Source organism: Pseudomaricurvus sp. HS19, assembly GCF_009857815.1.
In the GTDB taxonomy this organism is placed as follows: domain Bacteria; phylum Pseudomonadota; class Gammaproteobacteria; order Pseudomonadales; family Cellvibrionaceae; genus Pseudomaricurvus.
The window spans coordinates 1,241,528-1,254,660 of the sequence record NZ_WVVW01000001.1 but is presented as its reverse complement, the minus strand read 5'-3'; the positions used below and the strand labels follow the sequence as shown (position 1 = coordinate 1,254,660).

Genomic DNA, 13,133 nt, shown 5'->3' with positions numbered 1-13,133 from the left:
CAAACCAGTGCCCGGCGGCGAGTCACATTCATTAGCTCCGATATCAGCCCGGGGCAGAGTTCAGCGAAGTATCTCCTTCGCGGATTGCCCGCATTTTGGCTTCCACCTCAGGTTCCAGTACGTCCCTGACTTCCCGCAGCCGTGCGACATACTCGGGGTTCTCATGGGTGGGAATTCCGATCTTATAGGCATCGGCCATGGCCTCCATGATTACCCTGTCGGAGTCGTTGAAGACCTCCACCATTTTTGCAGCGGTTTTTTTGGGGATCCCCAGGGCCTCAAAGGCGGAGCGTCCCATGCGCAGGCTGCTGTCGTGGGTTTCCCGCACTATGTCCCGACAACCATAGGCGTAGAGGTCATAGACGTGGTGCCTGTCCACGGCACGGGCGAGGACGTGCACATGAGGGTAGTTACCGATCACGTGCTGGACCAGGGTGGCGATCTGCTCCGGATCGTCCAACGCGACCACCAGCAGTGTGGCTTTATCAATGCCGGCCGAATAGAGCAGGTCGGGACGGGTGGCATCGCCAAAATAGGTCCTGACGCCAAAGGCTTCCAGGGCATCCAGCCGATCCGCGCTGAAATCGATAACTGTGGTTTCGAAACCGGCAGATCTCAGAATCCGGTCCACCAGCCCACCGACGCGACCGGAGCCGGCAATAATAATCCGGGCATCGTCGGGTAGCGTGTCGGCTTGCCTCTGCTGCCCGCTGCAATAGAGTCTGGCGATGACCCTGTCATAGAAAATAAACAGCAGGGGTGTCAGTAACATAGACAGCGCCACCACCAGCAACAGCTGATCCCCCAATGCGGCGGGAAGTACCCCATTGCTGACCGAGAATGCCAGCAATACAAAGCCGAATTCACCGGCCTGGGAGAGCCCGAGGGCGAGCAGCCATTTGTCACTGCCGCGTATCCTGAACAGCGCCGCCAGAACAAACAGTACCAAACCTTTTAAGGCCATCAGCCCAAGGGTCAGGCCGATAATTAAAAGCAGGTTCTCATTCAGGAGGTGGAAATCGATGCTCGCACCCACGGTGATAAAAAACAGTCCCAGCAACAAGCCCTTGAAAGGGCCGATATTGCTGCCCAGTTCATGGCGATAGCGGGAGTTGGCCAGGACCACCCCGGCGATAAACGTACCCAGAGCCGGAGACAGGCCCACCAGTGACATGAGCAAGGCAATGGCAATAACAAACATGAGGGCGGCTGCGGTAAACAGCTCACGCAGCCGGGCCATGGCCACAAAGCGGAACACCGGCGCGGTCAGGTAACTGCCCACCAGAACCACCAGCGCGACGGCGACAACCGTCACCAGTGCCGTCTGCCAGTTATTGAGCCCTTCGACCAGGCTGAAGCTGTCGTGAGTGGCTGAGGGCAGCTCACTGGCAGTTTGCGCAATCGCCTGCACCAGCTCCGGCAGTGCCAGCAGTGGGATCAGGGCGAGCATGGGAATGACGGCGATATCCTGGGCCAGCAGGACGGCAAACGAGGCCTGGCCACCGTCGGATTTGAGCAGCCCCTTTTCCGTCAGCGTCTGTAACACAATCGCTGTGGAGGAGAGGGCGAGCACGAGACCGATGACAAGGGCAATGGACCAGCTGTGGCCCAGCAGTATGCCCGCACCCATTACCACCAGTGTCGTGACAATAACCTGTCCACCACCCAGGCCAATGAGGCGTGTGCGCATGGCCCAGAGGGTTTTGGGATCCAGCTCCAGTCCCACCAGAAACAGCATCATTACCACGCCGAACTCGGCAAAATGCTGGATCGCTTCAACGTCGACACTGAGCAATGCCAGCAGGGGGCTGATGGCGATACCGGCGATCAGGTAGCCCAGGACAGAGCCGAGGGCAAAGCGTGAAGCCAGTGGTACAGCGACAATGCCGGCGACGAGAAAGATAAATGTCAGTAACAGGAAGTCCGTCATGAAAATTCGACCCGGTGTGGAGCTGCCGCTAAAGTAACAATCTTTTACCGTATGGGCCACAAGGCGAAGCGGGAGCGGGGGATGTAATCCCGTTGTTCTATACTTGGTCGGGCAGATGAGCGGCTGATGGCTTGGGCAATTGCCGTAGTGCCTCGTTTCAGCTTCGTTTCAGCTTTCCATGGGACAATGGCCGGTCAGGCCTGACTGTCAGCGGGCACAGTGTGTACGGGTTTCTCCAGGAATCCGGGTTTAACAATAACAAGGGTAAATTGTTTTGAAAAAGCTGCTATTTCTGGGCGCCTTGGTCGCCACGGCCCTATCGATCTCCTCCTGCGGTTCAGACACGAGTAATACCGATGCCATCGGGGTTTCAGGCACGTCTTCCGACGTCGCTGCAGAGAGCCCCCGTGAAACCCGGCTGCTGACCGAGGGGTGGCGCTTTCAGTACGGTGACGTCGGTGAAGGGGTACTGGCCCCGGACTTTGATGATAGCGGCTGGCAGTCAGTTGCTGTGCCGCACACCTGGAACCGGGTGGGCAGCTACGATCTGGAAGAGGGCCCGGACGCCAACAGTGATCGTGGTGTCGCCTGGTACCGGCTGAAATTTGTTGCCAGCGAAGCAGACGACCAGAACCGCTCCTATCTTGAGTTTGATGCTGTGGCTACTATCGCCGAGGTCTGGCTCAACGGGCAGCGGCTGGGAGAGCATAAGGGGGCCTACTCGCGCTTCCGTTTCGATGTCAGTGGCGCCTTGCAGGCCGGTGACAACCTGCTGGTGGTGAAGGCCGACAACAGTGTCTCCGCTCCAGGCAGCAGTACCGAGCACGTACTGCCGCTGGGAGGAGACTATTTCCTCTTCGGTGGTATCTATCGCAACGTCTCCCTGATTACGACTTCTGATGTGCAGATTGACCTGCTGGATCACGGTGGACCCGGGGTATATATCAAGACGCCGACGGTGGCTGACGACTTGGCCACGGTGGATGTGAAAACCCGCGTACGCAATGCCGCCCGGCAAACCCGCGACGTGTCGCTGGTGGTCACTATTACGGATGCTGACGACGCGGCGGTGGCGACATTGACCACGCCGGTGAGCGTGCAGCCAGCGTCGGTGGTGGAGGTGAACAGTCTCTTGCAGCTGGACAAGCCGCGCTTGTGGAACGGACGTCAGGACCCCTATCTCTATCGGGTGACGGTTGATGTGGTGGCGGACCAGCAGCTGCTGGATCGCGTTGAGCAACCATTGGGTGTGCGCCAGTTCGCCTTTGATGCCGATAAAGGTTTTATCCTCAACGGTTCCCCGCTGCGTCTGCTGGGTGCCTCCCGTCATCAGGACCGGCAGGGCAAGGGCTGGGCGTTGGCGCCTGAGGACCATATTGAAGACATGGCGACCATGGCGGAAATGGGCATCAACTCCGTCCGCCAGGCCCACTATCAGCACGCCCCGGAGTGGAACGACGCCGCGGATCGGACCGGTATGATCGTGTGGGCGGAACTGCCCTATACCCATGAAACCTCGATCACGCACGCGGCGCGCCCGTCGGCGGAACTGGTGGCCAACGCTGAAAGCCAATTGGTGGAACTGATCCGTCAGAACTACAACCACCCCTCCATTGTCATCTGGGCTGTGGGCAACGAGGTGGATGTGGGCAATCTGGTGAATGTACGACGCCAGCGCGGTAAGGGTGAACTGACTCAGGCCCGGGAGTTTCTGGAATCTCTCAGTGAACTGGCCCTGCGTGAAGATGACAGCGGCCGGGTGACGGCCTACGCCGATTGCTGCAAGGCGACACCGATCGCAGTGCCGGGTATGGAAGACCTGGTGGGGGCGACTTCGGTGACGGCCTTCAACCGCTACTATGGCTGGTACTACGGTGATCCCGCGACCATGGGTGAGATGCTGGATCAGTTTCACGCCGAGTACCCTGATCAACCACTCGGTGTCAGTGAATACGGTGCCGGTGGTGCCTTTTCCCAGCACACCGACAACCCTCTGGGCGGGCCGATCAATCCGCAGGGACGTCCTCATCCGGAGGAGTACCAGAGCTGGTATCACGAAGAGAACTGGAAGGTGATCGAGGCGCGCCCCTATCTGTTCGGTACCTGGATATGGAACATGTTTGACTTCGCCGCCGGCAGCCACTCCGTCAAGCGGGCCGAGGGCGAGACGGTCAACATCAACGACAAGGGGCTGGTGCACAACGACCACAAGCAGCGTAAGGATGCCTTCTACTTCTACAAGGCCAATTGGTCGGACGAGCCGGTGCTATACATCACCAGCCGTCGCTACACCGATCGCGCCTACCCGGTGGTCGACGTACGTGTGTACAGCAACGCGGATGAAGCCACCCTGTTCCTGAACGAACAGGAACTGGGCAAGGCTCCCTGTACGGATGGCATCTGTGTCTGGTCCAGTGTGGCGCTGCAGAGCGGTGCCAACAGCGTACGGGTGGAAGCCACCATCGACGGCCAGCTGCTGCAGGATAGTGTCAGCTGGAACGCGCCGGATGCGGAGCAGGGCCTGCGCATCCTGGTCGGCAGCCTCAGTGGTATTGTGACCGCCGACGGTAACCGCTATGGTTCGGACAACTTTTTCAGCGGTGGTAAAGCCGCGCCGGTGGTGCCGTTCCTGATGTACAACCGCCAGCCCAAGCCGGTTGCGGGCACGGATTCTCCGGAGCTCTACCAGGCGTATCGTGAGGGTAACTTCAGTTACCAGTTACCGCTGCCCAATGGTGAGTGGCAGGTGACCCTGTCCATCATGGAGCCCAATGAGTCCAAAGCCGCGAGCCGCCGTTTTAACGTCAACGCCAACGGTGTGGCGGTGCTGGAGAACTTCAGCCCCGCCCGCGCTGCGGGGGCGGCCTTTGCCGCCACCACGCCATCCTTCGGTGTGACTGTGGACAACGGTTTGCTGTCGCTGGATTTTATTGGCAATGACGGGGATGCAATTGTTTCCGCCATTGCCATTACCCGGCAGTGATCAGCGGGTAAACTGCGTATCTGGCCACAGGGCCCGGCCCGTAGTCGCCGGGCTGAGCGCGACAGAGGATAGACAGGTGCGGGTACTGCTGGTTGAAGATGATCTGTTGCTGGGCGACTCGGTGCAGGCCGCTGTGGCTGCAGAGGGCTACGCAGTGGATTGGTTGACCAGTGGCGCAGAGGTGCTTTCCGCGCTCAAGGCCAGTCCGTATGACCTGGTGATTCTGGATCAGCGTTTACCGGGACTGGAGGGGACGCAGATCCTGAAACAGCTTCGCAGCGGGGGCGACAACACCCCGGTGCTGATGTTGACGGCCTGCGACGCCCTTGGTGACAAGGTGGCCGGACTTGATGCCGGCGCCGATGATTACCTTACCAAACCCTTTGACATGGATGAGCTTTTCGCCCGTATGCGTTCATTGCTGCGACGGCTGGGCAGCAAGGCGCCGACCCTGATCTCCGGTGAGCTTGAGCTTGATCCTGCCGCGCGGGTGGTCACCTTCCGTGGAGAGACCATTGCCGACCTGACCCTGAAGGAGTTCTCGATCCTCGAGACACTGCTGCGCAACCGCGGGCGCTTTATCACCAAAGCGCAACTGCTGGATTCCAGCAACAACTGGCAGGAGGAGGTAGAGTCCAACACCATCGAGGTCTATATATCCCGATTGCGCAAACGTTTCGGCCGTGATGCCATTGAAACCTTGCGCGGGGTGGGGTACCGGTTCAGGTAATGCTGATATCCCTGCGCCGCCGCCTCATTACCATTCTCCTCACTCTCTCGCTGGTGACCTGGTCGATCTCTTCGGCCATTACCGCCATCTACGCACAAAGCCTGGTCATTAGTCAGATCGATCAGCAGCTCAACCACTATATGGATATGATCCAGTCGATCTTCGATATTGTGTCCGGGGACGACGAGATTCTGGAATACTTCCGGCGTCAGTCCATGATTGATGCAGGTGCGGAAATCTCGAGGCTCAGGGGATTGGGGAATCAGGGGCAGGAGATCGCCGTAAACCTGCTCGGTAAAAGCAGCCAATCGGTGCTGGGCGTGGACGCCCCGGTATTCCCGCGGCGCGAGAGAGAGGGTATCGAGACCATATCCCTGACCGATAACGGTGTGACCACCGAGTGGCGGGTTCTGTATCGATTTAACCCCGGCAGCGAAGTCTGGTTAGCAGTGGGCGTTAATATGGCCCATGCCCATCAGTTCGGTGTGGCGACTGCCTGGCGTACCATCTTGCCCTTGATCATTGTGCTTCCCGTAGTGATTCTGTACCTGGTGTTTGGGGTCAACCGTGGCCTGGCACCCCTGAATACGCTGGCGAGGAAAATTGCTTCCCGAAGCCCGTCTGCCTTACAGGTCATTGATGATGCGGACGTGCCAGCTGAGATGAAGCCGGTTGTTACCTCTCTCAATGATCTGTTGCATCGCCTGCAGCGGGCGCTGGATAACGAGCAGCGCTTTACTGCCAACGCGGCCCACGAGTTGCAGACACCCCTGGCCGCAATTCAGGCGGAGGTGCAGCGCCATCAGCGCCACGTCAGTGATGGCGATACCCGGGTGATGCTGGAACGCATCTCTACTCGCGTCAGCCGCGCTACCGATACCGTAAGGCAGCTGCTGACGCTGGCCAGGCTGGATCCGGAGCAACAGATCACCCTTCAGCCGGTGGTGCTGGGGGAGCTGCTGCTGGAAGTGGTGGCCGATCTGGGTGCCCTGGCGGTAGACCGTGAGCTGGAATTCAACCTGGATCTGCAGAACGATGACTGCATCATTGATGGCAATCCGGAGTGGGTGAAGATACTGGTGGGCAACCTGTTGCTTAACGCCATCAATCATTCCCCTTCACCGGGACAGGTAGAGGTTCGTCTCTCTGGCAGCGATCGAAACGTGGTGCTGGAAATCTGCAACGATTGCAGCGTGATTCCGGAGGGCGAGTTTGCCCTGCTGACGGATCGCTTCTACCGTCGTTCCGGAAACAGCCAGCAGGGGGTGGGTCTGGGCCTCTCAATTGTTAAACGCATTGCGGACCTGCATGGAGCCGAATTGCATCTGTCGGCCTGGAAAAACGGCAGCGGATTCAGGGCCGAGGTTATTTTCAGGCGCACCTGACGAACCTATCTGCTGCTGAATGAATCATCAGAACCGGCAGAACGAGACATGTGCTCTGGCCCAGGGTGAGTTCAAGAGTACGCAGATGCTGGCGTTCTTCGCCGGTGCGTGCCGGAACAAATCCGGCTACTGCAGCAGTGCCGTGGATGGGCAGTAGCAGTTGGAACAGTGGCAGAGGCAACTCCAGATAGAGGTGCTGGTCTCACAAGCGAAGGAGTAAGGTAACAGTCGGCCGTACATGAGCCCTGCAAGGGCATAACAAAATGGTGCCTCCGCCTTTTAGTGAATCCCTCCACCAGACTGAAGCTGTGGTGACTGGTGGCCTGAGCCTGCCGGTCGAGCCACCTGAGAGCAAGGTAATATTGGAGTTAAAAGCTAAAATCGGTGTTTTCGATCATTTGTTATGCAGGGGCGAAACTGCTTTTTTGGGTGTCAAAACGGTATATAGAAAGGTTAGAGAAGATAGCCCCCTGGGAGGCTACCAGCGCTCAGGTGTCTCATCGAGAGTCAGGGGGCGCTGATACGATACGTCTTTCGGTCCCCGAATACCTTTAGCGTAGCCCTGATCCTTGAAGATGGGAGCGTTCAGGATCGAGGCATCGCCAGAGAGCAAAAGATCCACAGTAGAGCGGCGGAGCTTTATTCTCCATTCGCCATCACGTTTTTGCAGGTGGTCCACATAGCGACCGCTGATGATACGTGCACTGGTGCCATCATTATTGAGCAGTGCCACCATAACGTAACTCTCTGCGAAAGCCTCATCACCCTTAATCTCGCAGGTGTGTGTCGTGATGTTGTGGGTGTGCATCAGCGATCCGGCCGCGTGAATTTTGTTGGCCCACCCGGCGTACTGCGGCCCCGGATTGATCACAAAGCCGTGCTCGTCGGCACCGTCCTCATGGTAGGTGGAGGAGAGTAGCGCCTCATCGAAGCGGTCGCATCCTCTCGCGTGATTGCTGACGCAATCCAGGATGGCCTGTCGATCCTTGAGATACTGTACATCTTTCAGCAGTTGAGCCAGCTGCTCTTCTGTGTTCATAGCATTGATGTCCTGTTTTTATACATGCTTCTGTTAGCGGATAGTATAGGGGTGCTGAACCCGTGGCTCGACACCGTTCTCCCGGCAGGATCGTGGTTGGCGACCATCGCTATCAGTAAACCCATATTTCACAGCCATCTCGGCACCAATGACCGTTTCTCCGCTTACACTCATTAAGTCCGGGTCGTTATAGAGCCCCCAGATCACATGGCCGGTAAACTCCGGCGTCTCGGTGACGCTTTCCAGATAGCCATACTTCTCGCGGTCGGACTCAATCAGTTGCATCAGTCGTTCAGCTTTCAGGGCGCCCATCCAGACCGACACCGCCGCCACGTTGAAGGGCTTGAGATCGGCGCCCATGTCGGCGGCAAACTTATCCATACCGGATTTGTGGGCCCCGTACACAGGCCCGTAGACGTAGTGCACTGAGCCGGACGCAGAGGTGAAAATCATCAATCCGTGATTGTTCTCCACCATCAGGGGCGCCGCGTAATAACTGGCGACATAGCTGCTGCGCAAACCGACATCCAGCATATTGACGATGCCTAGGGATTTTTCCCAGAAGTTACCGGGTAAGGTCAGGTCATCGTGCAGGGCACAGGCATTATTGACCAGTATGTCCAGCTTGCCCTGTTCTTGCCGGACTTGTTCAAACAGGGCTTTGACTTCGCTGTCGACGCCATGGTCCACCCGCACAGGAATGCCTTTGCCGCCTGCAGCAGTGACCGCTTCAGCGGTTTCGTAGATGGTCCCTGGCAGGGGAGAGTCCGCAGACTTTTCGGAGCGGCCGGTAACATAGACCGTGCATCCATGACTGCCCAACGCAATGGCAATGCCACGGCCGGCGCCGCGACTGGCGCCGGTTACTACTGCTACGGGTGGGGTTGCTGACATGCGAAATTTCCTCTGTGCCTGGGGGTGTCATTATTATTTTGGGTGTTGCCGACGTCACATAAACGGTTCGTCGCCCGCGATCTGGGTACGGTACATCAAGCGGCCGCTGTCCAGAGGGTAGGGGGTGGCGCGGTGCATGGTGCCGGTGTTGTCCCAGATAACCAGATCACCCAGCTTCCACTCATGACTGTAGACAAATTCCGGCTGGGTAGCCCAGTCACGCAGTTTGGTCAGCAGGGCCCGGCCTTCCCGCAGGCTCATGCCTTCAATATGGGATGCGGTGGAGCCCAGCACCAGGGATTTGCGTCCGGAACGGTGGGTCCAGACCAGCGGCAGTACGTTGGGCTGAAAGCTCTGCCACATCTTCAGGGTTTCAATACTCGGCTCAGGGTTAACGTAAAGTTGCGAAGTTTCAAACATATGCACCACTTGCAATCCCTCCAATGCAGCTTTCTCGTCTTCGGGCAGGGCGTCGTAGGCAGCGTAGGTGTTGGAGAACTCGGTGCGGCCGCCGGTTTCTGACAACCTTCGTGAAGACATCACCGAGGCAAAGACGGGAATGTCCAGCATAGTGCCATCAATATGCCAGTAGAAGGCTCCCTTGATGTAATCGGCATTGGGGTTTTCCAGTGGATCCATGGTGATCTTGGTCACTTTGTAATCCTGGATGTCGGTCGTGTTCAGCGTTTGGGTAAACGCCAGCTGTTGCTCATCGGTGAGGTTCAGCTCACGGAAAGCAACGACCCCCCGTTGCTCCAGAAGCTCGCCGATCTCATTGGAGAATTTGCCGCTGATCAGGTCGCTGATGTTGGCTTCCAGCTGAGTGGCAATAAGGGGGGTAAGATCTGTGCGAATCAGGTCTGTGTTCTGAGTTGTCATGACATGCTCTCCAGATCCAGCGCTGTGGCTGGGGGGTATTTTATTGTTCACTTCGGGAGGGTGGGAACGCGGTGCCCGCATTTAATTAGTCCTAATGGTAGTATAATTAGTCCAAGTGGTCTAACATTTGTTGGTCCCGGTTTTTTGGGGATGTTGGATCGCTGCAAGCGGATGGCCTGGTAAGGCTGTCGTCCCGTGTGATGGCGACCTGAGTGGTGATCGGAAGTCAGGAAAGTGTGGGAGACAATTTTGTGGATAGACTGAAAGATAAAGTGATTCTGCTCGCCGGAGCGGGTGGGATTGGCACAGGTCTGGCCCAGCGCTACGCGCAGGAAGGCGCAAAGGTGGTGTTGGGTGACATTAATGAGGACGCAGCCAGGCAAGTGGTTGAGGGGATCAAGGCCTCCGGTGGTGAGGCCACGGCGCTCCTCCTGGATGGTTCTGATGAAGAGTCAGTTAATGCAGCCGTCGCGGCCACGCTTAATGCCTATGGCCGGATCGACGGGCTGCATGCCAACTTTGCCCTGATGGCGGACAGTAATCCCATGGAGGGCATCCTGGAGCTGCCGCTTGAGGTGTTCGACGAAACTCAACGCATTAACGCCCGCGGTTTTTATCTCTGCACTCGCGCGGTGTTGCCAACAATGATTGAGCAGGGTTCTGGCTCAATTGTCTACACCAGCTCAGCTGCGGCTTACAGCGGTGGCGCGGCATTTGTCGCCTATGCGATGAGTAAGGCAGCAGGGCAAGCGTTGATGCGGCATGTGGCGACCCGATATGGGCCTGCAGGTGTGAGAGCAAATACCATCGCACCAGCCATGACCATCCATCCCGCACTGGAAGAGGTGTTGCCGCCGGCGTTTATTGACGGTGCGAAGGCCGCAGCCTGTATCAAATCCCGGGTGGGCCGTCCTGAAGACATTGCCGCTATGGCGGCGCTACTTATGTCCGATGAGGGCTCCTACATCACCGGTCAGGTGATGTGTGTCGATGGTGGAACCATTATTCGCGCCTGATCCGCTGGCGACAGCGCTGAGCGTGTCAGCTTTACGTTAATGCCATAAATATAAATCAAGAATGAGAGGTTCATGCAATGGTAGCCAAGGTCAGTAAAGACGTCTCCGAAATCATTAATGATTACACCGGTTTATCCAGAAAGGTCCTGGATTACAACGTTGTAACCAAGGAGATGAACGAGCTGTGTAAACAGCCAGGTTTCAAAGATGAAGCCTGGGATGAGCACTTCTCCAAGGTATTTGATACTGAGAATTTTCAGCGTATTGGTCACCTGAAAGAGGTCATGGATTACCCCACCTACCTGCGCTTTCAAACCCAGTGGGCACCGAAGTCTTCCTGGGAATGCTCCTTCAAACGCATTACAGAAGCGGACAATGTGGTGATTCTGGAGCTGGAAGAGAGGGCTACTTTTTCGGGTATGACCAACGTGGTTAATACGGTTTCCGTCTATGAGTTCAATGAGACCGGGAAGATCTATCGTCTCGACGTGTACCTGCAACAGGCCCCTCAGTCTGCCGATGAAATTCCAAAGGGTTACGAAGGTATTGCCGAGTAATAGAGAGGCTGACAGCCATGCCCGTGGTGTGGCTCGGTTAAGGTCCTGAGGCCCTCCGGGGAGGGCCTGTTGAAACGGTGAAGGATAGTGATATGGGAATTCAAAGTGGTGCAGGGTTGTTGGACGGTAAGGTAATCCTGATGATCGGTATTGGCCCGTTAATGGGTCAGGCGGTAGCGCGTATCGCTGCTGCGGAAGGTGCGAAAGTCGCGGTTGCGGCACGCAGCAGGGATACAATCGAGTCGCTGGCGACGGAAATCAACGCTGCCGGCGGTACCGCCATGGCGGTCCAGTGCGATGTAACGGACGAAGCCACCATTAAAGCGGCTTTGGAAAAGGTGACAGCCGAGTTCGGCATCATAAATGGGGTGTTCTACAACGCGCCTTTCTATGATCATGCGCACGATGGCCTGGATATTGATCCGGAGCTGTGGAAGACCACCATGGATATCAATCTCATGGGGGCGATCGCTACGGCCAAGTACACCGTTCCCGCGATGATCGAAAATGGAGGCGGGAGTTTCGTGTTCAATTCTTCCGCAGCGGGTAAGTATGCCGATGGTATCCGTCTGGGCTACAGCGTTTCCAAGGCGGGGCTCGACGCCGTCGTGCGCCATATTGCCAGACGTTACGGCCCTGACAATATCCGCGCAAACTGCCTGTACCCCTTCGTTATGCCGGTCGAGGTGCCAGCAGAAATGACACGAGGCTTTACCGACCTGACTTGCCTCAGAAGGTCAGGTACCCCGGAAGAGATTGGCAACGCCGCTGTCTTCCTGTTATCAGATCGTTCTTCCTACATCACGGGTGAAGGAATCCACCTGGATGGGGGGCTCTTTAGTCGGGCGCATTGGCCGGAGATGGGGCAATAGTCGTCGGCTTTACCAATGCCGGGCAAGTCTTTCTGCTGTATCAGCCTTGCCCGGCGCTGAATCTGAAATATTAATAATTGAGATTGAGAGCAAGGGTCGTGATGGTTGACAAGGTAGCAGTAGTGACAGGCGCTGGCAGTGGAATTGGTCGTGCAATCGCGTTGAGACTGTCAGAGCAGGGTATCAAAGTCGCTGTTTGGGATATCAATGCCCAGGGCGCCGAAGAGACTGCTGAGCTGATCCGGAAGGGTGGTGGGGAAGGGCTTGCCTGTATTGGGGATGCCTCCGACGAATCACAGATTGATGCATCGCTGGCCTTGACCCGAGAAAAGCTGGGGGCGATTACGGTATTGGTAAATAATGCTGCGCTCTCTGACTTCTGCAAATTTCTCGATGTGAAAGCTGAGAAACTGGATCAGATGATACGAATTAACCTCAGGGGCCCCTTCATTCTCACCCAAAAGGTGATTCCGGATATGCTATCAGCCGGATGGGGGAGAATTGTTAATATTTCGTCGTCGTCGGCGCAGGCTGGCTCTACCGGTATGACGCACTATGGTGCCACCAAAGGCGGCATTGTTGGGTTGACCAAAACGTTGGCCATCGAATTTGCGGCTTCAGGCATCACGGTAAACCACGTCCCACCGGGCTTTGTGGATACCCCAATGCTGCGCGCATCCCCGGTAGATGTGGACGGCTTTGCGGTGCACACTCCGATGAAGCGTGCCGGTAAACCGGAAGAGGTGGCGGCAGCCTGCGCCTACCTGGTATCTGACGATGCAGGCTACGTTACCGGCCAAACCCTTAGTGTGAATGGTGGTCGTTATCTCCAGTAGCGCTGCAGGGAG

General features: G+C 57.1%; 11 protein-coding genes. 7 read left to right on the top strand and 4 right to left on the bottom strand.

Annotated features, from left to right (window positions below):
- Positions 1-43: 43 nt before the first annotated feature.
- Positions 44-1,930, bottom strand: a complete 1,887-nt coding sequence (locus tag GSF27_RS05605; RefSeq protein WP_160966510.1) for a cation:proton antiporter — start codon at positions 1,928-1,930, stop codon at positions 44-46.
- 274 nt (positions 1,931-2,204) lie between these two features.
- Between GSF27_RS05605 and GSF27_RS05600 the strand changes: the two genes are divergently transcribed.
- The 3 genes from GSF27_RS05600 (at position 2,205) to GSF27_RS05590 (ending at position 7,028) form a co-directional block, all read left to right on the top strand.
- On the top strand, positions 2,205-4,913 hold the full coding sequence (locus tag GSF27_RS05600; RefSeq protein ID WP_160966508.1) for a glycoside hydrolase family 2 TIM barrel-domain containing protein: 2,709 nt from the start codon (positions 2,205-2,207) through the stop codon (positions 4,911-4,913).
- Positions 4,914-4,989: 76 nt separating this feature from the next.
- Positions 4,990-5,643 (top strand): response regulator transcription factor, encoded by a 654-nt coding sequence (locus GSF27_RS05595; protein WP_160966506.1) that lies wholly within the window; start codon positions 4,990-4,992, stop codon positions 5,641-5,643.
- Positions 5,643-7,028, top strand: a complete 1,386-nt coding sequence (locus GSF27_RS05590; protein WP_160966504.1) for an ATP-binding protein — start codon at positions 5,643-5,645, stop codon at positions 7,026-7,028. Before GSF27_RS05595 ends, GSF27_RS05590 begins: the two co-directional genes overlap by 1 nt.
- 478 nt (positions 7,029-7,506) lie before the next feature.
- On the opposite strand, the gene GSF27_RS05585 is transcribed toward GSF27_RS05590, so the two are convergent.
- The 3 genes from GSF27_RS05585 to GSF27_RS05575 are packed head-to-tail and all read right to left on the bottom strand — an operon-like array spanning position 7,507 to position 9,840.
- Entirely contained in the window at positions 7,507-8,067 is a 561-nt protein-coding gene (locus tag GSF27_RS05585) for a nuclear transport factor 2 family protein (RefSeq protein WP_160966502.1), read from the bottom strand.
- A gap of 33 nt (positions 8,068-8,100) precedes the next feature.
- Positions 8,101-8,961: an SDR family NAD(P)-dependent oxidoreductase gene (locus GSF27_RS05580; protein ID WP_160966500.1), complete on the bottom strand. Its 861-nt coding sequence runs from the start codon at positions 8,959-8,961 to the stop codon at positions 8,101-8,103.
- Positions 8,962-9,015: 54 nt separating this feature from the next.
- A complete protein-coding gene (locus GSF27_RS05575; RefSeq protein ID WP_160966498.1) occupies positions 9,016-9,840 on the bottom strand; it encodes a TauD/TfdA family dioxygenase in 825 nt (274 codons plus the stop codon).
- A 251-nt stretch (positions 9,841-10,091) separates the two neighbouring features.
- On the opposite strand from GSF27_RS05575, the gene GSF27_RS05570 reads away from it, so the two are divergent.
- From GSF27_RS05570 to GSF27_RS05555, 4 genes are all read left to right on the top strand, one after another.
- The gene (locus tag GSF27_RS05570; protein ID WP_160966496.1) at positions 10,092-10,856 is read left to right on the top strand and encodes an SDR family oxidoreductase; all 765 of its coding nucleotides are present in this window, start codon (positions 10,092-10,094) and stop codon (positions 10,854-10,856) included.
- A gap of 77 nt (positions 10,857-10,933) precedes the next feature.
- Positions 10,934-11,413 (top strand): hypothetical protein, encoded by a 480-nt coding sequence (locus GSF27_RS05565; RefSeq protein WP_160966494.1) that lies wholly within the window; start codon positions 10,934-10,936, stop codon positions 11,411-11,413.
- Between the two features lie 92 nt (positions 11,414-11,505).
- A complete protein-coding gene (locus GSF27_RS05560) occupies positions 11,506-12,285 on the top strand; it encodes an SDR family NAD(P)-dependent oxidoreductase (protein WP_160966492.1) in 780 nt (259 codons plus the stop codon).
- A gap of 101 nt (positions 12,286-12,386) precedes the next feature.
- Positions 12,387-13,121, top strand: coding sequence for an SDR family NAD(P)-dependent oxidoreductase (locus tag GSF27_RS05555; RefSeq protein ID WP_160966490.1), 735 nt, complete (start codon positions 12,387-12,389; stop codon positions 13,119-13,121).
- Positions 13,122-13,133 lie beyond the last annotated feature (12 nt).

What these genes read in the sequence shown, in the direction of transcription:
- GSF27_RS05565 (WP_160966494.1), top strand. Translation starts at nt 10,934, where the DNA reads ATGGTAGCCAAGGTCAGTAAAGACGTCTCCGAAATCATTAATGATTAC.
- GSF27_RS05555 (WP_160966490.1), top strand. Translation starts at nt 12,387, where the DNA reads ATGGTTGACAAGGTAGCAGTAGTGACAGGCGCTGGCAGTGGAATTGGT.
- GSF27_RS05590 (WP_160966504.1), top strand. Translation starts at nt 5,643, where the DNA reads ATGCTGATATCCCTGCGCCGCCGCCTCATTACCATTCTCCTCACTCTC.
- GSF27_RS05560 (WP_160966492.1), top strand. Translation starts at nt 11,506, where the DNA reads ATGGGAATTCAAAGTGGTGCAGGGTTGTTGGACGGTAAGGTAATCCTG.
- GSF27_RS05585 (WP_160966502.1), bottom strand. Translation starts at nt 8,067, where the DNA reads ATGAACACAGAAGAGCAGCTGGCTCAACTGCTGAAAGATGTACAGTAT.
- GSF27_RS05575 (WP_160966498.1), bottom strand. Translation starts at nt 9,840, where the DNA reads ATGACAACTCAGAACACAGACCTGATTCGCACAGATCTTACCCCCCTT.
- GSF27_RS05605 (WP_160966510.1), bottom strand. Translation starts at nt 1,930, where the DNA reads ATGACGGACTTCCTGTTACTGACATTTATCTTTCTCGTCGCCGGCATT.
- GSF27_RS05580 (WP_160966500.1), bottom strand. Translation starts at nt 8,961, where the DNA reads ATGTCAGCAACCCCACCCGTAGCAGTAGTAACCGGCGCCAGTCGCGGC.